A 22,927-nucleotide genomic window follows, 5' to 3' on the forward strand; every position below is an offset into this window, starting at 1 on the left:
CATAGTCCTAAGCTGCATCGCGCTTGGCGCCGTTGCGGTAGGCCGCCACCGCCTCGATCAAGGCTTGCAATATCGCGGCACTCTCGCCGATCACCGACAGGTCGGCACGCTTGATCATGTCGCAACCGGGGTCGAGGTTGATCGCCACCACCTTGTCGCAGGCACCGATGCCTTGCAGGTGCTGGATCGCCCCGGAAATACCCACGGCCACATACACACGGGCAGTGACCCAGGTGCCGCTGGCGCCGACCTGGCGATCGCGCGCCATGAAGCCGTCGTCCACTGCCACCCGCGACGCGCCTTCAGTGGCGCCCAGGGCGGCAGCGGTCTGGTGGAACAGCGCCCAATCCTTCACGCCGTTGCCGCCAGAGAAGATGAATTCGGCTTCGGCCATGGGAATCGCCGCCGGGTCCACCGCCACCGCACCGAGGTCTTCGATTCGCGGCAGGCTGCGAGCCAGGGTTGTGGATAACTCCACGGGCAACACTTCGTGACGGGTCTCGCTGACCGGGTCGGCACATTCGGCGGCCGCCAGAATCAAGCGTGGCAGCGGCCGGGCCAAGTCTTCCTGGCCGGCGCCGGCACGGCCGATGCACTCCTCGCCCTTGATCTGCCAGACCCGCGTGGCCGGGCGCTCCTTGAGGCTGGCGGCAAACCGCCGGCCCAACTCACCGCCGCCACTGCGGCTATCGGGCAGCAGCCAGTGACGCGGGTTGAACTGGTTATCCACAGCGCGCAAACCTTGCACGCGTTGCTCCGGTGAATAACCGTCGAACTCATGCCCTTCCAGCACCAGCAGGCGATCGACACCGGCCGTGGCAAAGGTACTTTCCTTGTGCTCGCCAAATACCACGACCAGCACGGCGCCGTCGCTGCCGGCGAGTTGTCGGGCCAGGCCGAGCAAGTCGCGGTCGTGGCTGCTCAATCGGCCGCCGACCATGTCCGGCACCACGTTGATATAGAACGCAGGCGCTGCTACCTGATGCAGTGGCAACTGCACTTCGGCGGCAGCCGTACGTTTGCTCGCGCCGCCCTGCTGGGCGCCGCTGCGGTCGATGCGCTTGATGCCATTGGGGCCGATGAAACCGACGCCATGCACGTTCTTGCGCAGGATGCCGTTGGGCCCCATCCAGCTGTGTTGCACTGGCTGCATCGCCGCATGCAGCGGGTGCAGGCGGTTACGTGCAATCCATTCGGCCCGTGGGTCGCGGCGGATAATGTCGCTCATCAGTGCACCTCCGCAGGTTCACGTTTCAAGGGGGCTTTGGCCGGTGCGGCGTCTTCGAGCAACGCGTCGGCGACCAGTTCAGCGATGTCCTTGATCAAGGGCCGAGGCTCGACCACCCCTTCAAGCATCGCCGTGCACTGTGGGCACCCTACCGCCACCAGCTCGGCGCCGGTTTCACGGATGTCTTCCATGCGCATATCCGGGATACGTTGCTTGCCGGGAATGTCGGTGATCGGCGCGCCGCCACCGCCGCCGCAGCAGCGCGAACGGAAACCGGAGCGTTGCATCTCCTTGACCTCGATCCCCAGCGCCCGCAGCACCTGGCGCGGGGCTTCGTATTCGCCGTTGTAGCGGCCCAGGTAACAAGGGTCGTGGTAGGTCACGCTGTTGCCCTTGTGCTGGCCCAGGTTCAGCGCGCCCTCGCCGATCAGCTCGGCCATGAAGGTGCTGTGGTGCTGCACGAGGTAGTTACCGTTGAAGGCGCCATATTCGTTTTTCAGCACATGGAAACTGTGCGGGTCGCAGGTGACGATGCGCTTGAAGGTGTATTTGGCCAGGGTCTGGATGTTGCGCGTGGCCAGCAGCTGGAAGGTCGCTTCATCGCCCAGGCGGCGTGCCACATCACCGCTGTCACGTTCTTCCAGGCCGAGTACGGCGAAGTCGACCTTGGCGGCCTTGAGTACTTTGACGAAGGCGCGCAGGGTGCGTTGGTTGCGCATGTCGAAAGCGCCATCACCGACCCAGAACAGCACTTCGCAGTTGCCCTTGTCACTGAGCAACGGCAGGTTCAGATCCGCCGCCCAGTTCAGTCGGCCGCCCGGTGCGAAACCGCCAGGGTTGTCGGTGGCGATCAGGTTTTCCAGGACTTCGGCACCTTTGTTCGGCGTAGCGCCTTTTTCCAGCGTCAGGTGGCGACGCATGTCGACGATGGCGTCCACGTGCTCGATCATCATCGGGCACTCTTCCACGCACGCGCGACAAGTGGTGCACGACCACAAGGTCTCGGCGTCCACCAGGCCGTTGACGATCGGCTGATGCGGGTTGCCACCATGCTCGCCAATGGCTTTGCCGGGATACGGGCTGCCGGCAAACTTGGCATCGGTACCGCCGGCCAGGCCGACCACCATGTCTTGAATGAGCTTTTTCGGGTTCAGCGGCTGGCCGGCGGCAAAGGCGGGGCAGGCGGCCTCGCACTTGCCGCACTGTACGCAGGCGTCGAAGCCGAGCAGTTGGTTCCAGGTGAAATCCTTGGGTTTTTCCACACCCAATGGCGCGGTTTTATCGCGCAGGTCCAGCGGTTTCAAACCGGTCGAACGCCCGCCGCCGAAGCGTTCGGCGCGACGGTGCCAGGCCAGGTGCAGGGCACCGGCAAAGGCGTGCTTCATCGGCCCCCCCCAGGTCATGCCGAAGAACATCTCCGAGACGCCCCACAGCACCCCCACGCTCAAGATCGCCGCGAGCAGCCAGCCGCCGAAGTCGGCGGGCAGAATCCCGGCCACCGGCAAGGTCACCAGGAAGAAGCTCACCGAGAACGCCATCAGGCTTTTCGGCAGGCGCATCCATGGGCCTTTCGACAGGCGCGACGGTGGCTTGCGCCGACGCAGGTAGACGAAGGTGGCGCCAACAAACATCAGCACCGAGGCCAGCAGCAAGGCGTAGCCCAGGATGCGGCTCTGCAGGCCGAAGCCATGCACCAGGATGGCGAGCAACGCCGACAGCACGAAGCCCAGCGCCGTGGCGACGTGGGTGTTGGCAATGTATTTGTCGCGGGCGACCACATGGTGCAGGTCGACCATGTAGCGCTTGGGCATGGCCAGCAGGCCGCCCAGCAGGTCGACTTTCGAGGCACGACCACGGCGCCACATGTTCACCCGGCGCAGGGCGCCGAGGACCGCGAGGCCCAGAGCGGCAAATAACAGGATAGGCAGCAAGGTGTTCAACATGGTGAAGCTCCCACAGACCACACAGGTCTAATGTGGGAGGGGGCTTGCTCCCGAAGGCGGACTGTCAGTCGATACATCTGTAGCTGACCCACCGCTATCGGGAGCAAGCCCCCTCCCACATTCAGACCGAGTCCACATTGGTTCGGTGTCGGGTCAGAAATCCTTGCACAAGCGCAGGGCGTCATAGATCGCAGCGTGGGTATTACGCTGGGCCACACAGTCACCAATGCGGAACAGCAAGTACCCCTCACCCGACTCGCTCAAGCACGGCTGCGGCTTGATCGCGAACAAGGCTTCGACGTCGATCTGGCCCTTGTTGCGCGAGCCTTCCTTGAGCGCATAGTAGATGGCTTCGTCCGGGCGTACGCCGTTCTCCACCACCACTTGGTCGACCACCCGCTCCTCTTTGGCGCCGGTGTATTCGTTCTCCAGCACCGCCACCAGCTTGTCGCCCTCGCGGTAGACCTTTTCCAGCATCATGTCGCCGGTCATGATCACTTCCTTGGGGTACATGCTGCGGTAGTAGGTCGGGAACGACGTACCGCCGATGGCCACGCCCGGCTTGATGTCGTCGGTGACGATCTCGACCTGGCTGCCTTTGTCCGCAAGGAAATCCGCCACCGACATACCGGTGAACTCGCAGATGGTGTCGTAGACCAACACGTTCTTGCCCGGTGCGACTTTGCCGTCGAGCACATCCCAGCTGCTCACGACCAAACCTTCGGCGGCGCCCCAGTGTTCGTTCTGCTCCACATTCGGCTGCCCGCCCACCGCCAGCACCACCACATCGGGGCGCAGGTCGAGAATGGTGTCGGCATCGGCCGCCACCCCCAGGCGCAGGTCGACTTTCAAGCGCGCCAGTTCCAGTTGGTACCAGCGGGTGATACCGGCAATCTGGTCACGCTGCGGTGCCTTGGAGGCCGTGGTGATTTGCCCGCCGATGAATTCTTTTTTCTCGAACAGGGTCACGTCGTGGCCCCGCTCGGCGGCCACCCGCGCCGCTTCCATCCCGGCAGGGCCGGCACCGACCACCACGACTTTGCGCTTGGGCCCGGTGGACTTCTCGATGATGTGCGGCACGCCCATGTATTCACGGGAAGTCGCGGCGTTCTGGATGCACAGCACGTCCAGGCCCTGGTACTGACGGTCGATGCAGTAGTTGGCACCCACGCACTGCTTGATCTGGTCGATCTGGCCCATCTTGATCTTGGCGATCAGGTGCGGGTCGGCGATGTGCGCACGGGTCATGCCGACCATGTCCACATAGCCACCTTCCAGAATACGTGTGGCCTGGTTCGGGTCCTTGATGTTCTGCGCGTGCAGCACCGGAACCTTGACCACTTCCTTGATACCGGCCGCCAGATGCAAAAACGGCTCCGGCGGGTAGCTCATGTTGGGGATCACGTTGGCCAGGGTGTTATGGGTGTCGCAGCCTGAACCCACCACGCCGATGAAATCGAGCATGCCGGTGTCGTCGTAATACTTGGCGATCTGTTTCATGTCCTCGTGGGACAAGCCATCCGGGTGGAACTCGTCGCCGCACAGGCGCATGCCCACGCAGAAGTCGTCACCCACTTCGGCACGCACGGCTTTCAACACTTCCAGGCCGAACTTCATGCGGCCTTCGAAGGTGCCGCCCCATTCGTCGGTACGCTTGTTGACCCGTGGGCTCCAGAACTGGTCGATCATGTGCTGGTGCACGGCGGACAGTTCTACCCCGTCCAGGCCACCGGCCTTGGCCCGACGCGCAGCCTGGGCGTAGTTGCCGATCACGCGCCAGATTTCTTCCGGCTCGATGGTCTTGCAGGTGGCGCGGTGCACCGGCTCACGCACGCCGGACGGCGACATCAGGGTCGGCCAGTTGAAGCCGTCCCAGCGCGAGCGACGACCCATGTGGGTAATCTGGATCATGATCTTGGCGCCATGCTTGTGCATGGCGTCGGCCAGGTTCTGGAAGTGCGGGATGATGCGGTCGGTGGACAGGTTCACCGAGCTCCACCATTCCTGCGGGCTGTCGATGGCCACCACCGAGGAGCCGCCGCAGATCGCCAGGCCGATACCGCCCTTGGCTTTCTCTTCGTAGTACTTCACATAGCGGTCAGTGGTCATCCCACCATCGGTGGCATACACCTCGGCGTGGGCGGTACTGAGCACGCGGTTGCGGATAGTCAGTTTGCCGATCTGGATCGGCTGGAACATTGCTTCGAAAGCCATGGCACGGTCCTCGGCTTACAACGGCTTGACGGTGAACAAGCCGTCATCGTGGCCCTCTTCGGAGCCTCCGTAGACTTGCTCGGCCACAGTGCGAATCTGGCTGCCACGCGCCTGCAGGATCTGGTCCATGGCGCCGGCAAACCAGCCGGTGAACATGTAGTCGACCTTGCGTCCGACCTTGCCATACACGTAGACGAAAGCGGAGTGTTCGAGCTTGACGCTGGCGGTGCCTTTGTCGAGGTCGATGTCCTGGATCTTGAACAGGCCCCAGCCACGTTGCGACAGGCGCTTCATGTAATGCTCGAACACCGCGACGCCTTCCAGGCCGTGGCATTCGGCTTCTTTTTCACACCAGTGCCAAGCGGATTTGTAGCCGGCCTTGTAGAGGATCTCGGCATAGGCTTCGGCGCCCAATACTTCTTCGATACCCATGTGGTTGTTGACGAAGAAATGGCGCGGCACATACAGCATCGGCAGGGCGTCGGAGGTCCAGACACCGGTCTCGCTGTCGACTTCGATTGGCAATTGCGGGGCGATCTTGGCCATGGAAACTCAACTCCAGAAAATTCGTTTGGATGCCCCCGACACGGATGGCCGAGGGAAAAATGCGTGGGCGGTGACTTATTCGCCCCAGACGTCCTTGAGAACGTTGACCCAGTTTTCGCCCATGATCTTGCGCACCACACGCTCAGGGTGACCGCGCTTGAGCAGGGTCTCGGTGAGGTTGGGGAACTCGCCCACGGTGCGGATGCCCAGCGGGTTGATGATCTTGCCGAAGTTGGTCAGGCGGCGGGCGTAGCCCTTGTCATGGGTCAGCATTTCGAAGAAATCCTGGCCATGGCCCTGGGTGAAGTCGGTGCCGATGCCGATGGCGTCTTCACCAACGATATTCATGGTGTACTCGATGGCTTCGGCGTAGTCGTCGATGGTCGAATCGATGCCCTTGGCCAGGAACGGCGCGAACATGGTCACACCGACAAAACCACCGTGGTCGGCGATGAACTTCAGCTCTTCATCGGACTTGTTGCGCGGGTGCTCTTTGAGGCCCGATGGCAGGCAGTGGGAGTAGCACACCGGCTTTTTCGATTCGAGAATGACTTCTTCAGAGGTCTTGGAGCCCACGTGGGACAGGTCGCACATGATGCCGACGCGGTTCATCTCGCCGACAATCTCACGACCAAAGCCCGACAGGCCGCCGTCGCGCTCGTAGCAGCCGGTGCCGACCAGGTTCTGGGTGTTGTAGCACATCTGCACGACGCCCACGCCGAGCTGCTTGAAGATCTCGACATAGCCAAGCTGGTCTTCGAACGCATGGGCGTTCTGGAAGCCGAAGATGATGCCGGTCTTGCCCAGCTCTTTGGCACGACGGATATCGGCAGTGGTTTTCACCGGGATTACCAGGTCACTGTTCTCACGGATCAGGGTCTGGCTGGCCACGATGTTATTGATAGTGGCCTGGAAGCCTTCCCACACCGACACGGTGCAGTTGGCGGCGGTGAGGCCGCCTTTGCGCATGTCCTCGAACAGGTCGCGATTCCACTTGGCAATAATCAGCCCGTCGATAACGATGCTGTCGGCGTGCAATTCGGCTGGGCTCATCAGGCGTCCCCTTATTGGCAATTCATGCGCCGAATCGTCTGCCGGCGCTTTGGGCCAGCATATGCCCAGGGGCCGACGGAACCGGGTGCAAAAACGACAGGGGAATTGCCGAAAGCGTCAATCCGCGACAAAGGCTGTTAAGACAGGCCTGACTGGTGGCTGTTCTTTGTCTTACGCTTGAGCCAGAATTCGGCCATTACTTGATATGAGACGGCGCAATGAAATCGATTTTCCTGGCTTTGGCACTCATCGCAACCACCGCCCACGCGGCTGAAGACACCGACAACACGCCGTGCGATGGCATCGAAAACGACAAACAAACCCTGGAATGCGCCACTTTCAACAAAACCACTGCCGAGCAATTGCTCAAGGATAACTACCAGGGCCTTCTGGAACGCATGGGTTCGACCTATGGCAGCAACAAGACGCAGCTCGCCGACATTACCGCTCGTCTGAAGGACGCCCAGCAGAAATGGGAAAAGCTGCGTGACGCCGATTGCGCGGTGGACACTTTCCCGGCAGTGGCGGGCACCAAGGGCTATGCCATCCAACACAATGATTGCCTGGCGCGAATGAGTGATGAGCGGTCGGAGTTTTTGGAGTCGATCGGCCAGGAATAAGCGACAATCCCTGCGACCTACCTTCTAGACAAGGCTATCCATGAAGACCTGCGGCATCGAAATCAAAGGCAGCGAAGCCATCATCGCCGTCGCCTCCCTGGACAATCAGGCGCTGAGCCACATCCCCTTGGCGACCAAGAAAATCGCGCTTGAAGACGATGATGAGGCGGCCAACGTCAAGGCGTTCGCCGCCCAGGTGCAGGCCTTTGTGCGGGAAAACGCCATCACGCGCATCGCCATCAAGAAACGCAGCAAGAAAGGTGAATTTGCCGGCGGGCCGACCACGTTCAAGATTGAAGGGGTGTTTCAGTTGCTGGACGGGGTTGAGGTGACGCTGCTGTCGCCACAGACCCTCAACGCGCAGAACAAGAAGCACAACTTTGATCTACCGACGACGCTGAACAAATACCAGCATGAAGCCTACAAGGCGGCGTGCGCGGCACTGCTCAAGAAATAAACCCCATGTGGGAGGGGGCTTGCTCCCGATGGCGGACTGTCAGTCGATACATCTGTAGCTGACCCACCGCTATCGGGAGCAAGCCCCCTCCCACATCTACCCTGCGTTGTCTTTAGTTGGGTGTACGGGCCTTGTGCTGCAGCCAATCTCCAAACGTTTTGTCTTCCAGCGCATAGCCGCCCCGGCTCGACTTCCACACCAGTTCCTTGTCGCGCAGGGCATCGATGCAGGCCTGAATCGTCTGGGTGCCCGGCACCACATCGCTGCCCATCGCCTCCAACGTCTTGCTGACCGCGGTAATCGTGGTGTCGGTAAAGGGTGCAAAGGGTTCATTGCTTTGCAAACGCTCCACCATCACCTGCAGCACCGCGCGCTGCGGGAGGGTCAGGGCATTCCAGGCGCTTTCGAATTCGCTCCACACACCGGCGCGCAGCAATTCGGCGCGACTGTGCAGCAGTTGGCCAAGATTGCTCGCCGCGCCCAACTCCAGTGCCACTTCACCGATGATCGTGCGCAGCATCTCGGGGCGCCGGCCTACCAGCTCGAAGGCTTCATCAATATCGGCAGCATTAAATTGGTTGGTCTGGGCCAGGTGCGCATTGAGGTGTGCGGTGTACGCCTGGGTGAACTCTTTACCCAGCAGCGGAAACGGCGTGATGCTCGACCCGAAAAACGGTTGGCTCTTGCCCAACACTAAATGGGCCAGCTTGTCGCGGTTGGAACCGGTGAACACCAGGAGCAAACCGCTGCCCTCCTCGTCACGGCCCTGGTTGAGCTGATCCCGGGCAGCCTTCAAAGCGAACATCGCATTGAGGCCCGACTCACTGGTCAGCGCGTGCTGCGCCTCGTCGATCACCAGCACGACGGGTTTTTCTGCGGCGCTGTGGAGCAATTCCAGGGCCTGGGTCAGCGTCGCACCAGCAGGCAGTTGTGGCTGGGTGAAGTCCCAGGAAAGGGTACGCAGAAAGCTCAGTTTCTCGATGCCAATGTTCTTGGCCAGTTTACGAATGCCTTTTTCGTAGGGCGCCAGGGCCGCCGCAATAGCGCTGGCGATCAACTGCGCAGGGTCTTTCTCCTTGTCGGCCCACAGATCGACGTAGACGGCCAGCCAACCCCGCAACTGACACTCCGGGATCAGGTCTTCGCGCAAGAACGTACTTTTTCCGGTGCGCCGAGGGGCCGCGAGAAACAGCCCCGACGTGAAGTCCTGAATACCCACCCCCACCAGTCCGTCGGCAATGCTGCTCGCCAGGGCGGGACGGCGAAACACAAAGCCGCTGTTCTTGGACATGCTTTTATACCAAATTATGGATTCAACTATAAATTATAGTCTTGAGTATAATTAACTATAATTGCCCGTCAAACCGCCTCCCGTCGACGATCCTCCCGTGGACATTTCGCAAACCGCGCACGGTAGCTGCGGGTGAAATACGACGGCGACTCAAACCCGCAGGCAATGCTCACCTCCAGCACACTCATACCGCTCTGGCGCAACAGCTGCCGGGCCTTTTCCAGGCGCAGGCCGAGGTAGAAATTGCTCGGCGTATCATTCAAGTGCAGGCGAAACAGCCGCTCCAACTGCCGCCGGGTCACCTTGATCGCGTCGGCCAAGGCCAGGGTGCTCAGCGGCGGCTCCGTGTGTTGTTCCATCTCGCCGATCACGTGCACCAACTTCTTGTTGTTGATGCCGTAACGCGTTGCGATCTGCATGCGCTGGTGGTCTTTGCGTGGGCGGATACGGCCGAGCACGAACTGTTCGGACACCTGGATCGCCAGGTCAGGGCCGTGGGCCTGGGCGATCAGGTCGAGCATCAGGTCGATGGAGGCCGTGCCTCCGGCGCAGGTAATGCGGCGCCGGTCGATCTCGAACAGTTCCTGGGTCACGCTCAAGTGTGGATACGATTCCTTGAAGGCGTCGATGGCCTCCCAGTGCAGGGTCAGGCGGTAGCCGTCGAGCAAGCCTGCTTCAGCAAGCACGCAGGCCCCGGTGTCGATGGCCCCCAGCGTCACGCCGTCGTGGTCGAGACGGCGCAGCCAGTGCTCCAGTGCCGGCGTGGCGAACTGCAACGGTTCAAAGCCGGCGACCACCAGCAACGTCGCGCCTTTTTTCAGGGGTTCCAGCGCGGCGTCGGCATTCACCGACATGCCATTGCTGGCCAACACCGCTCCGCCATCGGCACTCAATACGTGCCAGCGGTACAGCTCGCCCCGAAAGCGGTTGGCCACCCGCAGCGGTTCCAGCGCGGAGATAAAGCCAATGGCCGAGAAACCCGGCATCAGCAAAAAGTAGAAATCCTGGGACATGGTGGCGCACTCGTCATACGGGCAGCGTGGCACTGTGATACTCCCGTTCATGCACGGATTCAAGGGGGCAGGTCGCTGCAGTGCAAGAGCTGGTCGCCGCCGTGCGCTTTGCCGCCCCCTGGCTTGCGTAACTTGGCCTCACGGCGCACAAAGACGCCGGAACCCCACAATAACGACCTGCCGAGGGATCCACCATGAACCGACTGATCAGCCGCTGTGTGCTTGCACTCAGCGCCAGCGCCATCTTGAGCACGAACGTACTGGCTGCCGACGCGGCGTCTTGCCAGAACGTGCGCATGGGCGTGGTGAACTGGACCGACGTAATCGCCACCAGCGCCATGACCCAAGTGCTGCTCGACGGCCTCGGCTACAAGACCAAACAAACCAGCGCCTCCCAGCAAATCATCTTCGCCGGTATCCGCGACCAGCGCCTGGACCTGTTCCTGGGGTACTGGAACCCGCTGATGACCCAGACCATCACCCCATTCGTCGACGCCAAGCAAGTCAAGGTGCTCGAAAAGCCCAGCCTGGAAGATGCCCGCGCCACCCTCGCCGTACCGACTTACCTGGCGGACAAGGGCCTGAAAACCTTCGCCGACATCGCCAAGTTCGAGAAAGAGCTGGGCGGCAAGATCTACGGCATCGAGCCAGGCTCGGGGGCCAATACCCAGATCAAAGCCATGATTGCCAAGAACCAGTTCGGCCTGGGTAAATTCCAGTTGGTGGAATCCAGCGAGGCCGGCATGCTCGCCGCCGTCGACCGGGCGGTACGCCGCAAGGAGGCTGTGGTGTTCTTCGGCTGGGCGCCGCACCCGATGAACGTCAACGTCGCCATGACCTACCTCACCGGCAGCGACGACGCCCTCGGCCCGAACGAAGGTATGGCCACGGTGTGGAGCGTGACTTCACCCAACTACGCCCAACAGTGCCCCAACGTTCACAAGCTGCTGACCAACCTGACCTTCACCGCCGCCGATGAGAGCCGAATGATGCAGCCGTTGCTGGATCACAAGGACCCCATCGAGTCCGCCAAGCAGTGGCTCAAGGACCACCCGCAAGACCAGGCGCGCTGGCTGGAAGGTGTCACCACCTTCGACGGCAAGCCGGCGGCGGCGAACCTGCAATTGACCAGTAAGTAAACCTGTTTCGAACACCGTTTCGCGGTCACTTCCGACCGCGAGCGGCATCGCCACGCCCTTGAAATCACGCCTGTAAGGAACCGCCTCATGAACCACGACGTCATCATCACCTGCGCACTCACCGGTGCTGGCGACACGACCGCCAAAAGCCCGCACGTGCCGGTCACCCCCAAACAAATCGCCGCCGCAGCCGTTGAAGCCGCCAAGGCCGGCGCGACCGTGGTGCACTGCCACGTGCGTGACCCGCAAACCGGCAAGTTCAGCCGCGACGTTGCCCTGTACCGCGAAGTGATGGAGCGGATCCGTGAGGCCGACATCGACATTATCGTCAACCTCACCGCCGGCATGGGCGGCGACCTGGAAATCGGCGGCGGCGAAAGCCCGATGGACTTCGGCCCCAACACTGACCTGGTCGGCCCGCTGACCCGCCTGGCCCACGTGGAAGAGCTGCTGCCGGAAATCTGCACCCTGGACTGCGGCACCCTGAACTTCGGCGATGGCGACACTATTTACGTGTCCACTCCGGCGCAACTGCGTGCAGGCGCCAAACGCATCCAGGAGCTGGGCGTCAAGGCCGAACTGGAAATCTTCGACACCGGCCACCTGTGGTTCGCCAAGCAGATGATTAAAGAGGGCCTGCTCGACAACCCGCTGTTTCAACTGTGCCTGGGCATCCCATGGGGCGCACCGGCCGATACCACCACCATGAAAGCCATGGTCGACAACCTGCCCGCTGATGCGGTGTGGGCCGGCTTCGGCATCGGCCGCATGCAAATGCCAATGGCGGCGCAAGCGGTGCTGCTGGGCGGCAACGTACGGGTCGGCCTGGAAGACAACCTGTGGCTGGACAAAGGCGTGCTCGCCACCAACGGCCAACTGGTGGAGCGCGCCGGTGAAATCCTCAGCCGCCTGGGCGCACGGGTTCTGACCCCGGCCGAAGGTCGGGCAAAAATGGGCCTTGCCAAACGCCATTAATCAAACTGTGGGAGGGGGCTTGCTCCCGATGGCGGTGGATCTGTTGCAGGGTTCGTTGACTGACTTACCGCTATCGGGAGCAAGCCCCCTCCCACATGAATCACCGAACTCTTTAGGAATTTGCCATGAGCTTTATCACTGAAATCAAAACCTTCGCCGCCCTCGGCAGTGGCGTCATCGGCAGCGGCTGGGTGTCCCGCGCCCTCGCCCACGGCCTGGATGTGGTCGCCTGGGACCCGGCGCCCGGGGCCGAAGCCGCCCTGCGCAAGCGCGTCGCCAATGCCTGGGGCGCCCTGGAGAAACAGGGCCTGGCACCGGGTGCGTCGCAGGACCGCCTGCGCTTTGTTGCCACCATTGAAGAGTGCGTTAAAGACGCCGACTTCATCCAGGAAAGCGCGCCGGAACGGCTGGAATTGAAGCTGGAGTTGCACAGCAAGATCAGCGCGGCGGCCAAGCCGAATGCGTTGATTGGTTCGAGCACGTCCGGCCTGTTGCCAAGTGAGTTCTACGAGGGCTCGACCCACCCTGAGCGGTGCGTGGTCGGTCACCCGTTCAACCCGGTTTACCTGTTGCCGCTGGTGGAAGTCGTTGGCGGCAAGAACACCGCGCCGCAAGCGATTCAAGCGGCCATCACGGTGTATGAGTCCCTCGGCATGCGCCCCTTGCACGTGCGCAAGGAAGTCCCCGGGTTTATCGCCGACCGCCTGCTCGAAGCGTTGTGGCGTGAGGCACTGCACCTGGTCAATGACGGCGTGGCCACCACCGGCGAGATCGACGACGCCATCCGCTTTGGCGCAGGCTTGCGCTGGTCGTTCATGGGCACCTTCCTCACCTACACCTTGGCGGGCGGCGATGCCGGGATGCGGCATTTCATGGCGCAGTTCGGCCCGGCGCTGCAATTGCCGTGGACCTACCTGCCGGCGCCGGAACTGACCGACAAGCTGATCGACGACGTGGTCGATGGCACCAGCGATCAACTGGGCAAACACAGCATTTCGGCGCTGGAGCGCTATCGTGATGACTGCCTGCTGGCGGTGCTGGAAGCGGTGAAAACCACCAAAGCCAAGCACGGCATGACTTTCGCCGAATAACGGGAAACCCTGACATGCCCGCACTGACCACCTACACCACCCAGGTCCACCCCGACTGGGTGGACTACAACGGCCACCTGCGCGACGCGTTCTACCTGCTGATCTTCAGCTACGCCACCGACGCGCTGATGGACACCCTGGGCTTGACCTGCGAAAACCGCGAAGCCAGCGGCCATTCGCTGTTCACCCTGGAGCTGCACCTGAACTACCTGCACGAAGTGAAACTCGGTGCGCAGGTGCAAGTGCACACCCAACTGATCGCGCATGACGCCAAGCGCCTGCACCTCTATCACAGCCTGCATGGGGTGGACGATGCGAAGGAGCTGGCGGGCAACGAACAGATGCTGTTGCACGTCGATCTGGCGGGGCCGAGTTCGACACCGTTCACTGAGGCCACGCTGGAAAAACTCGCCGCCATCCTGGCCGAACAGGCCGACCTGCCGCGCCCTGCCCTGCTCGGCCGAGTGATTGGATTGCCACCCAAGAAACCATAAGGAGCCGCCATGCAAACCGCCGCCGCTGTTGCCGATTTCCGTACTTACCCGAAGATCTGCGACCTCGCGCAGGTGCAGGTGCAGGCCGATCAGCTCCTTGTGCAGTGGGCCGATGGGCGGGTCAGCCCGTTTCATCATCAGTGGCTGCGGGACAACTGCCCGTGCCCGGAATGCGTGTACAGCGTGACCCGCGAGCAGGTGCTTGAGATCGTCGATGTGGATGCCGACCTCAGTGCGACCTTTGCGCGCATCGATCAAGGCAACCTGAGCGTGGAATGGAGCGGCGGCCACCGCAGCCGGTACGATCCCGGCTGGCTGCGGGCTCACGCCTATGACGATGAATCCCGTGCTGAACGGCGTGCGGCAAAACCCAAGCCCCGGCTATGGGACAGTCAGTTGCAGTTACCGGTTTTCGACTATTCGGCAGTCATGGAGGACGCCAACGCGCTGCTGCAATGGCTGCTGGCCCTGCGCGATGGCGGCCTCACCCAAATCCGCGGCGTCCCCACCGAGCCCGGCTCCCTCGCGCTGGTCGCCAGGCGTATTGCGTTTATCCGCGAGAGTAACTTTGGCGTGCTGTTCAACGTGCAATCCAAAGCCGATGCCGACAGCAATGCCTACACGGCTTTCAACCTGCCGCTGCACAGCGATTTGCCTACGCGGGAGCTGCAACCGGGGCTGCAATTGCTGCATTGCCTGGTGAACGATGCCAACGGCGGCGAGAGCATTTTTGTCGATGGGTTCGCCATCGCCAGCGCCTTGCGTCAGGAGGATCCCGAAGCGTTCCAGGCACTGTGTGAAATCCCGGTGGAGTTTCGCAACAAGGACCGTCACAGCGACTATCGCCGCCTGGCGCCGATCATTGCACTGGATGCCATGGGTGATGTGGCGGAGATCCGCATGGCCAACTTTTTGCGTGGCCCGTTCGAGACCAGCGTTGCCCGGATGCCGTTGCTGTATCGCGCGTATCGACGCTTTATCGGCATGACGCGCGAGGCGCGTTTTCGCCTGGTAAAGCGCCTGAATCCGGGGGAGCTGTGGTGCTTCGACAACCGCCGCACCCTGCATGCGCGCAATGCTTTTGACCCTGGGTCCGGAGCGCGGCATTTCCAGGGGTGCTACATCGACCGGGATGAGTTGCTCTCCAGGATTCTGGTGTTGCAGCGATAGACCGCAGCGCGGCCTTCGCGAGCAAGCCCGCTCCCACATTTGACCGAGTTCCGCCTTTGGAATGCAATCAAGTGTGGGAGCGGGCTTGCTCGCGAAGAGGCCAGTGCGGTCACTCCAGATTCCAGACAAAAAAAGCCCCGGTCCAGCCGTGACTGGATCGGGGCAGAGCGCTTGGTGTGAGCGTGACATCCCGAGGGTGACCAAACCTTCAAGGTGTGTGCCTGGTGCCCAGTGTGCCTATTCCTTCCATCAGCAAATGGCCCGAAAACGACCTGTCCATAGCCATCTGAGTCATTCGTGGATTCTGCCCTTGCCGACCGGTCATTGGCCTACCAGAATCCCAATCGACCCCCGCTCTCTACACCAGGATGAATGTCATGATGCACGCGGATTTGATTGACCAGGATGACCTGCTGGGCCACCTGCGCTCGCTGGGTTTTGAAGTGTCCAGCGGTGCCACCGCCGAGCAGGCCTGCGAGTGCGCAGTACGCGGCTTGAGCCCGGCGCGGGCCAAGGCACTCAAGGGCATGGTGGAGCAGATGTACACCGGCAGCGCGACGATTCTGCCGGCCGTTCGCCAGGCGATCGACAAGCAGCTGTTACCGGCTCTGATGCAGTTCAAGCAGAACTCCGGCGCCTGAGGCGCCGCTGATCGGGAGCAAGTCGAATCGTCGCACCGCCCCTCCCACACTGACTGTGTTTACACATCCAGATGTGTGAATGCGGTCAAATGTGGGAGGGGGCTTGCTCCCGATAGCAGCACCTCGGACTAGAGCCTCACACTGGCAAAAGTCGACTCATTCCGAGCCTGGCTCAACGCCGACATCGGCCCCGACAACGGTGACAATACCAGCGCCTGCGGAATCGGCATCATCGCCACCTGCTGGGTGGTGTTGGAGCCCACACGCTCATCCCGTGGCGGAATGCCGAAGTATTCGCGATAGCACTTGGAGAAGTGCGGCGTGGAGACGAACCCGCACACCGACGCCACTTCGATGATCGACATCGGCGTTTGCTTGAGCAACTGTCGCGCACGAATCAGGCGCAGCTTGAGGTAGTAGCGCGACGGCGAGCAGTGCAGGTATTTCTGGAACAGCCGCTCCAGTTGGCGACGCGATACGGCCACGTACACCGCCAGTTCATCCAGGTCGATCGGCTCTTCGAGGTTGGCCTCCATCAGCGCGACGATTTCCTGCAGCTTCGGCTGGTTGGTGCCGAGCATGTGCTTGAGCGGCACACGCTGGTGGTCCTGTTCGTTGCGGATGCGTTCATACACAAACATTTCGGAGATCGCGGCCGACAGCTCACGGCCGTGATCGCGGCTGATCAGGTGCAGCATCATGTCCAGCGGTGCGGTACCGCCGGAGCTGGTGAAGCGGTTACGGTCGAGGGTGAACAACCGGGTGCTCATCGACACGCGAGGGAAGGCTTCCTGCATCGACGCCAGGCATTCCCAGTGCACGCTGCAATCGAAACCGTCGAGCAGACCGGCGCAGGCCAGTGCCCAACTGCCGGTGCACACCGCGCCGAGGCGACGGGACTGGCGCGCCTGGCTCTGCAGCCAAGAAACGTGCTCACGAGTCACGGTACGCTGGATACCCACGCCACCGCACACAATCACCGTGTCCAGGGCCGGGGCTTTGTGCATGGCGGCGTCAGGGGTGATTTGCAGACCGTCGCTGGCCCACACCTGGTTTCCGTCGACACTCAGGGTCGTCCAGCGATACAGCTCGCGGCCGGACAGCTGGTTGGCCATACGCAGTGGTTCCACTGCTGAAGCCAGGGAAATCAGCGTGAAATTGTCCAGCAGCAAAAAGCCGATGGATTGAGGCGCACGGTTCTGGGGTTGAGCCCCGGAGTTGAACGACGTCATCGCAGTATCTCCTCACACAAAGCGGGTGATGGCCTCAGGCGAGGCTCTTGTTATTGCGCTCTTCATCCGGCAAGGCGAGAGGCTTTGAATGGGTAGAGCAAATGCCGTGCCTAAAATTGAATGGCCATTCAATAACTCCTGAAAACGACCTGATGACGCGTCTATATAAGCCCGCGCGGTATGCGTGGGATATGACCTGAAATAGACGTAGGAACGGCCCTACTCAAGGGCTGTGAGCAGAACGGTAGCACTTGTGGGAAGGCGCTTTGGGGGCGTAGGGAAAGTCTGTCACCGCAAGCACGGATGACCAGTGGTCAAGCGGCAAATCGTTCGCAAGCTACTTATCTATTTGCGACGCTCTAAAAGGTGGCGCTTTTGGTCCGGGTGTTCACTTTATGAGCAGTGGCGCCTGGGTGATTGCTATCGGGGGCAAGCCCCCGATACAGGCGACACGGTCTCAGCACTCAACCGCGCTGACCGCCAACCCACCCCGCGATGTTTCTTTGTACTTGTCATGCATATCTGCGCCGGTGTCGCGCATGGTGCGGATCACCCGATCAAGGGAGATAAAGTGCTGGCCATCCCCGCGCAGCGCCATTTGTGCCGCATTGATCGCCTTCACCGCCGCAATCGCATTGCGCTCGATGCACGGCACCTGGACCAGCCCGCCCACCGGGTCGCAGGTCAGGCCGAGGTTATGTTCCAGGCCAATTTCGGCCGCGTTGCATAACTGTTCCGGCGTGGCGCCCAGGATTTCGGCCAACCCGGCGGCGGCCATCGCACAGGCCGAGCCGACTTCGCCCTGGCAGCCGACTTCGGCACCGGAGATCGATGCGTTCTTTTTACACAGAATCCCTACCGCCGCCGCGCCGAGCAAATAGTCGACCACGTTGGCTTCGGTGACGTCTTCGCTGAACTTCATAAAATAGTGCAGCACCGCCGGGATGATCCCTGCCGCGCCGTTGGTGGGTGCGGTGACCATGCGCCCACCGGCGGCGTTTTCTTCGTTGACAGCCAGGGCGAACAGGTTGACCCACTCCATGGCGCTCAAGGTCGAGCCGATCACATTGGGCTTGTTCAGCTCCTGCAAACTGCGGTGCAACTTGGCAGCGCGGCGGCGCACGTTGAGGCCGCCGGGCAAGATACCTTCGTGCTTGAGGCCCTGCTCCACGCAGTCTTGCATGGCACGCCAAAGCTTCATCAGGCCACTGCGGATTTCCTCTTCGGAGCGCCAGACCCTTTCATTGGCCATCATCAACTCGGCCACACGCAAGTTGTGGCTCTTGCACAACTGCAACAGCTCCACCGCGCTGGAAAAATCATACGGCAGCTCGGTGCGGTCCATGTCGGCTACACCGCTTTGCGCCTGGGCTTCGTCCACCACAAAACCGCCACCGACCGAATAGTAGGTGTCGCGGTACAGCTCACCGTCATCACCGAACACCACCAACGTCATGGCGTTGGGATGGAACGGCAGGTTTTCGTCGAGCAGGCGCATATCGCGAGCCCAGATGAAAGGCACCGGCAGGCGGCCGTCGAGCAACAGGGTGTCGGTTTCGCGCAGGGTATGGATGCGCACACCGATTTGCGACGGGTCGATTGCATCAGGCCATTCGCCCATCAACCCCATGATGGTGGCGGTGTCGCTGCCGTGGCCGATACCGGTGGCCGACAATGAACCGTATAGTTGAACCTCGACGCGCCGCACCTGCTCCAGCAGGTCACGCTCACGCAGTGCTTGAACAAACAACGCCGCGGCGCGCATGGGGCCGACGGTGTGCGAACTCGAAGGCCCGATGCCGATCTTGAACAAGTCGAAAACGCTGATAGCCATTGCCGTGGAACCTCTTGATGAGCACAGGCCGGGCGACCAGGAGCTGCTACGCTCAAGTCGCCTGAATGGCGGCATCATCAAGCTTTTTTTGCCGCCCACGGCGTCTCACACCGACGTACCCATGCTCACCAGCGTCGCCCCCGGGCAACGGGCCATTTTGGCCGTTTTTTGCGGTGCAGATCGCTGGAAACCCTGGATTTGAGGCTTAAAAAATCTGTAAGCGACGTCACCGACACTGGATACGACCCTCCCTGTACTGGATACGACGCGCCCTGTAGGCGTCAGATTTTCACTGGTACATGATCAGTCTCGACTCGTTTGCAAGGCCCCGTGGCGCCGCCTCAAAGCACGCTCCAACCGCAACCCTTATAAAGCGCGGCGAATGCCGTCAGAAAAAACACAGGAGTCTAGCCCCATGAAAGCTTCACCCTCGTTGTTGTTGGCCGCCATGCTGAGTCTGCCAGTCCTGGCGCACGCTGCAGAACCGGCACAATGTCAGACCGTCAACTTCTCCGATGTCGGCTGGACCGACATCACCGTCACGACCGCGACCACCAGCGAAATCCTCAAGGGCCTGGGCTACAAGCCGCGCACCACGATGATTTCGGTACCAGTGACCTACAAGTCCCTGGCTGACGGCAAGAACATGGACGTCTTCCTCGGCAACTGGATGCCGACCATGGAAAACGACATCAAGCAGTACCGTGATGCCGGCACCGTGGAAACCGTACGTGCCAACCTGGAAAACGCCAAGTACACCCTCGCCGTGCCCGAAGAGCTGTACAACAAGGGCCTGAAAGACTTCGCCGACATCGCCAAATTCAAGGATGAGCTGGGTGGCAAGATCTACGGCATCGAACCGGGCAACGACGGCAACCGCACCATTCAGACCCTGATCGACAAGAACCAGTTTGGTTTGAAAGACGCGGGCTTCAAGGTCGTGGAGTCCAGCGAAGCCGGGATGCTTTCCCAGGTTGAACGCGCCACCAAGCGCGGCCAGCCCATCGTGTTCCTCGGCTGGGAACCCCACCCGATGAACACCCGCTTCAAGATCAAGTACCTGACCGGGGGTGATGACTCATTCGGCCCCAACTACGGCCAGGCCACTATCTATACCAACACCCGCAAGGGCTACACCCAGGAATGCAGCAACGTGGGTCAGTTGCTGAAGAACCTGTCGTTCACGCTGAACATGGAAAGCTCGCTGATGGGCAACGTCCTGGACGACAAAATGAAGCCCGACGCCGCGGCGAAAGCCTGGCTGCAGAAGAACCCGCAAGTGCTTGAAACCTGGCTTGCCGGCGTAACCACCGTGGACGGCAAACCAGGCCTGGAGGCCGTAAAAGCTTATCTCGCCAAGTAGTCACCGCTGACCCCGGGCCGGTGCGCTGGCCCGGGATGTTTTCCCCTTCGCATGTGGACATTCACTACCATGCTGACTGAACAGAAAATCCCACTAGGCCAGTACATCGCTGCCTTCGTCGAATGGTTGACCAAGCATGGCGCCAACTATTTCGACGCAATCGCATCGACACTGGAAACGATGATCCACGGCGTGACGTTTGCGCTGACCTGGTTCAATCCGCTGGCATTGATCGGTCTGATTGCGCTACTCGCTCACTTTATTCAACGCAAATGGGGCCTGACCGTTTTTGTCATCGCCTCCTTCCTGCTGATCCTCAACCTGGGGTACTGGCAGGAAACCATGGAAACCCTCGCGCAGGTGTTGTTCGCCACCCTGGTCTGCGTGGTCATCGGCGTGCCGCTGGGCATTGTTGCCGCGCACAAGCCGCTGTTCTACACCATGATGCGGCCGGTACTCGATCTGATGCAGACCGTGCCGACCTTCGTCTACCTCATCCCGACCCTGACCCTCTTCGGGCTGGGTGTGGTGCCCGGTTTGATCTCCACGGTGGTGTTCGCGATTGCCGCGCCTATCCGCCTGACCTACCTGGGTATCCGCGATGTACCGCAAGAGTTGATGGACGCAGGCAAGGCCTTTGGCTGCTCGCGCCGTCAGTTGCTCTCGCGCATTGAACTGCCCCACGCCATGCCGAGCATTGCCGCCGGCATTACCCAATGCATCATGCTGTCGCTGTCGATGGTGGTGATCGCGGCCCTGGTAGGCGCCGACGGCCTCGGCAAGCCGGTGGTCAACGCGCTGAATACCGCCGACATCGCCCTGGGCTTTGAAGCGGGCCTGGCGATCGTATTGCTGGCCATCATGCTCGACCGCATCTGCAAACAACCCGACGCTAAAGTAGGGGGTGATGCATGAGCATTATCCGATTCGACAATGTCGACGTGATCTTCTCCAAAGACCCACGCGAAGCGCTCAAGCTGCTGGACCAGGGCATGAGCCGTAACGAGATCCTGAAAAAGACCGGGCAGATTGTCGGCGTTGAAAAAGCCAGCCTGGACATCGAGAAAGGCGAGATCTGCGTACTGATGGGCCTGTCGGGCTCAGGTAAGTCGAGCTTGCTGCGCTGCATCAATGGCCTCAACACCGTCAGCCGTGGCCAACTGTTTGTGGAACATGAAGGGCGCCAGATCGATATCGCGTCCTGCACGCCTGCCGAGCTGAAAATGATGCGCACCAAGCGCATCGCCATGGTGTTCCAGAAGTTCGCGCTGATGCCCTGGCTGACGGTGCGCGAGAACATCAGCTTCGGCCTTGAGATGCAGGGTCGCCCGGAAAAAGACCGCCGCAAGCTGGTCGACGACAAGCTCGAACTGGTGGGCCTGAGCCAATGGCGCAACAAGAAGCCTGACGAGCTGTCCGGTGGCATGCAGCAACGCGTCGGCCTGGCCCGCGCACTGGCCATGGACGCCGACATCCTGCTGATGGACGAACCGTTCTCCGCCCTCGACCCGTTGATTCGCCAGGGGCTGCAGGATGAACTGCTGGAACTGCAACGCAAGCTGAGCAAGACCATCGTGTTCGTCAGCCACGACCTGGACGAGGCGCTCAAGCTGGGCAGCCGTATCGCAATCATGAAGGACGGCAAGATCATCCAGTACAGCGTGCCGGAAGAGATCGTGCTGAACCCGGCGGATGACTATGTGCGCACATTCGTCGCCCATACCAACCCGCTGAACGTACTGTGCGGCCGCAGCCTGATGCGCACCCTGGACAACTGCAAGCGTATCAACGGTTCAGTGTGCCTGGACCCGGGCGGTGATTCCTGGCTGGACCTGGCCGAAGGCAACACCATCAAGGGCGCACGTCAGAATGGCGTGGCCATGAACCTGCAGAACTGGACGCCGGGGCAAGCAGTGGAAGGTCTGGCGCGGGTGCCGACACTGGTGGATTCGAACATCGGCATGCGTGATGCACTGCAGATTCGTTATCAGACCGGCAACAAACTGGTGTTGCATGACAACAACCAGGTGGTGGGGATTCTGGGCGACAGTGAGCTCTACCACGCCCTCCTGGGCAAAAACCTGGGCTAGCAGCATGATCGTTCCCACGCTCTGCGTGGGAATGCATCCGGTGACGCTCCGCGTCACGCCTTCAAGAGCAGACGCGGAGCGTCCATGGCTACATTCCCACGCGGAGCGTGGGAACGAGCATTCAGCGGCTAGCTGTAGACACGGCCAAGGAGTTGCCGATGGCTTTCAAACTGGTCGAGCACATCCCGGGGGATCTGCTCCTGGGTGAACCCCATCAGGTCGTATCTGATCGTTCCCACGCTCTGCGTGGGAATGTAGCCATCGACGCTCCGCGTCTGCTCTTAAAAGCCGTGACGCGGAGCGTCACAGGATGCATTCCCACGCGGAGCGTGGGAACGAGCATTCAGCGGCTAGCTGTAGACACGGCCAAGGAGTTGCCGATGGCTTTCAAACTGGTCGAGCACATCCCGGGTGATCTGCTCCTGGGTGAACCCCATCAGGTCGTACTCCTGAGGCCCGTTGTGCAGGTAGACCTCAGCCCGGTAGTAACGCGTGCGCTCTTCCTCGGGCAGGTCGCTCGGTGCTGCCCTCCA

21 protein-coding genes are annotated in these 22,927 nt (G+C 61.3%); 11 read left to right on the forward strand and 10 right to left on the reverse strand.

Features of this window, described 5'->3' with window-relative positions; all coding sequences use genetic code 11:
• Positions 1 to 7: 7 nt before the first annotated feature.
• The 5 genes from etfA to C9383_RS16270 form a co-directional block, all read right to left on the reverse strand.
• Complete coding sequence (gene etfA / locus C9383_RS16250) at positions 8 to 1,228, reverse strand: electron transfer flavoprotein subunit alpha (RefSeq protein WP_090368339.1); 1,221 nt, start codon at positions 1,226 to 1,228, stop codon at positions 8 to 10.
• Complete coding sequence (gene dgcB, locus C9383_RS16255; protein ID WP_090368337.1) at positions 1,228 to 3,171, reverse strand: dimethylglycine demethylation protein DgcB; 1,944 nt, start codon at positions 3,169 to 3,171, stop codon at positions 1,228 to 1,230. Before dgcB ends, etfA begins: the two co-directional genes overlap by 1 nt.
• 153 nt (positions 3,172 to 3,324) lie before the next feature.
• Positions 3,325 to 5,385 carry a dimethylglycine demethylation protein DgcA gene (gene dgcA / locus C9383_RS16260; protein WP_060753371.1) on the reverse strand — a complete coding sequence of 687 codons (2,061 nt, stop codon included), beginning with the start codon at positions 5,383 to 5,385 and terminating at the stop codon, positions 3,325 to 3,327.
• Positions 5,386 to 5,400: 15 nt separating this feature from the next.
• Entirely contained in the window at positions 5,401 to 5,931 is a 531-nt protein-coding gene (locus C9383_RS16265) for a DUF5943 domain-containing protein (RefSeq protein ID WP_027606002.1), read from the reverse strand.
• A 75-nt stretch (positions 5,932 to 6,006) separates the two neighbouring features.
• On the reverse strand, positions 6,007 to 6,984 hold the full coding sequence (locus C9383_RS16270; protein ID WP_060753372.1) for a dipeptidase: 978 nt from the start codon (positions 6,982 to 6,984) through the stop codon (positions 6,007 to 6,009).
• A gap of 218 nt (positions 6,985 to 7,202) precedes the next feature.
• On the opposite strand from C9383_RS16270, the gene C9383_RS16275 reads away from it, so the two are divergent.
• On the forward strand, positions 7,203 to 7,604 hold the full coding sequence (locus C9383_RS16275) for a lysozyme inhibitor LprI family protein (protein WP_090368335.1): 402 nt from the start codon (positions 7,203 to 7,205) through the stop codon (positions 7,602 to 7,604).
• A gap of 40 nt (positions 7,605 to 7,644) precedes the next feature.
• Positions 7,645 to 8,061, forward strand: coding sequence for a DUF3010 family protein (locus C9383_RS16280; protein ID WP_090368333.1), 417 nt, complete (start codon positions 7,645 to 7,647; stop codon positions 8,059 to 8,061).
• A 112-nt stretch (positions 8,062 to 8,173) separates the two neighbouring features.
• Here C9383_RS16280 and C9383_RS16285 read toward each other — a convergent pair whose 3' ends face one another.
• Both C9383_RS16285 and C9383_RS16290 read right to left on the reverse strand, forming a co-directional pair.
• Positions 8,174 to 9,352 (reverse strand): ATP-binding protein, encoded by a 1,179-nt coding sequence (locus C9383_RS16285; RefSeq protein ID WP_090368331.1) that lies wholly within the window; start codon positions 9,350 to 9,352, stop codon positions 8,174 to 8,176.
• Positions 9,353 to 9,420: 68 nt separating this feature from the next.
• A complete protein-coding gene (locus C9383_RS16290; RefSeq protein WP_060753676.1) occupies positions 9,421 to 10,365 on the reverse strand; it encodes a GlxA family transcriptional regulator in 945 nt (314 codons plus the stop codon).
• A gap of 194 nt (positions 10,366 to 10,559) precedes the next feature.
• Between C9383_RS16290 and C9383_RS16295 the strand changes: the two genes are divergently transcribed.
• From C9383_RS16295 to C9383_RS16320, 6 genes are all read left to right on the forward strand, one after another.
• Positions 10,560 to 11,504 (forward strand): choline ABC transporter substrate-binding protein, encoded by a 945-nt coding sequence (locus C9383_RS16295; RefSeq protein WP_060753376.1) that lies wholly within the window; start codon positions 10,560 to 10,562, stop codon positions 11,502 to 11,504.
• A gap of 87 nt (positions 11,505 to 11,591) precedes the next feature.
• Entirely contained in the window at positions 11,592 to 12,479 is an 888-nt protein-coding gene (gene cdhC, locus C9383_RS16300) for a 3-dehydrocarnitine:acetyl-CoA trimethylamine transferase CdhC (RefSeq protein WP_060753377.1), read from the forward strand.
• Between the two features lie 125 nt (positions 12,480 to 12,604).
• The gene (locus tag C9383_RS16305) at positions 12,605 to 13,570 is read left to right on the forward strand and encodes an L-carnitine dehydrogenase (protein ID WP_090368329.1); all 966 of its coding nucleotides are present in this window, start codon (positions 12,605 to 12,607) and stop codon (positions 13,568 to 13,570) included.
• Positions 13,571 to 13,584: 14 nt separating this feature from the next.
• Positions 13,585 to 14,064 (forward strand): thioesterase family protein, encoded by a 480-nt coding sequence (locus C9383_RS16310; protein ID WP_090368326.1) that lies wholly within the window; start codon positions 13,585 to 13,587, stop codon positions 14,062 to 14,064.
• Between the two features lie 9 nt (positions 14,065 to 14,073).
• Complete coding sequence (locus C9383_RS16315; protein WP_090368324.1) at positions 14,074 to 15,234, forward strand: gamma-butyrobetaine dioxygenase; 1,161 nt, start codon at positions 14,074 to 14,076, stop codon at positions 15,232 to 15,234.
• A gap of 377 nt (positions 15,235 to 15,611) precedes the next feature.
• Complete coding sequence (locus C9383_RS16320) at positions 15,612 to 15,875, forward strand: hypothetical protein (RefSeq protein ID WP_060753381.1); 264 nt, start codon at positions 15,612 to 15,614, stop codon at positions 15,873 to 15,875.
• Positions 15,876 to 16,003: 128 nt separating this feature from the next.
• Here C9383_RS16320 and gbdR read toward each other — a convergent pair whose 3' ends face one another.
• Positions 16,004 to 17,107, reverse strand: a complete 1,104-nt coding sequence (gene gbdR, locus C9383_RS16325) for a choline metabolism transcriptional regulator GbdR (protein ID WP_060753382.1) — start codon at positions 17,105 to 17,107, stop codon at positions 16,004 to 16,006.
• A 457-nt stretch (positions 17,108 to 17,564) separates the two neighbouring features.
• Positions 17,565 to 18,941: an L-serine ammonia-lyase gene (locus tag C9383_RS16330; RefSeq protein ID WP_060753383.1), complete on the reverse strand. Its 1,377-nt coding sequence runs from the start codon at positions 18,939 to 18,941 to the stop codon at positions 17,565 to 17,567.
• A 415-nt stretch (positions 18,942 to 19,356) separates the two neighbouring features.
• On the opposite strand from C9383_RS16330, the gene C9383_RS16335 reads away from it, so the two are divergent.
• From C9383_RS16335 to choV, 3 genes are all read left to right on the forward strand, one after another.
• Entirely contained in the window at positions 19,357 to 20,304 is a 948-nt protein-coding gene (locus C9383_RS16335) for a choline ABC transporter substrate-binding protein (protein WP_060753384.1), read from the forward strand.
• Positions 20,305 to 20,373: 69 nt separating this feature from the next.
• A complete protein-coding gene (gene choW, locus C9383_RS16340; RefSeq protein WP_017139374.1) occupies positions 20,374 to 21,219 on the forward strand; it encodes a choline ABC transporter permease subunit in 846 nt (281 codons plus the stop codon).
• Positions 21,216 to 22,394, forward strand: coding sequence for a choline ABC transporter ATP-binding protein (gene choV, locus C9383_RS16345; protein WP_060753385.1), 1,179 nt, complete (start codon positions 21,216 to 21,218; stop codon positions 22,392 to 22,394). The genes choW and choV overlap by 4 nt, the downstream gene beginning before the upstream one ends.
• Positions 22,395 to 22,744: 350 nt before the next feature.
• Here the strand turns inward: choV and C9383_RS16355 are convergent.
• A partial coding sequence (locus C9383_RS16355; RefSeq protein WP_146164715.1) for a hypothetical protein occupies positions 22,745 to 22,927 on the reverse strand: 183 nt, incomplete at its 5' end.

The sequence above is a fragment of the Pseudomonas palleroniana genome (assembly GCF_003031675.1).
Taxonomy (GTDB): domain Bacteria; phylum Pseudomonadota; class Gammaproteobacteria; order Pseudomonadales; family Pseudomonadaceae; genus Aquipseudomonas; species Aquipseudomonas palleroniana.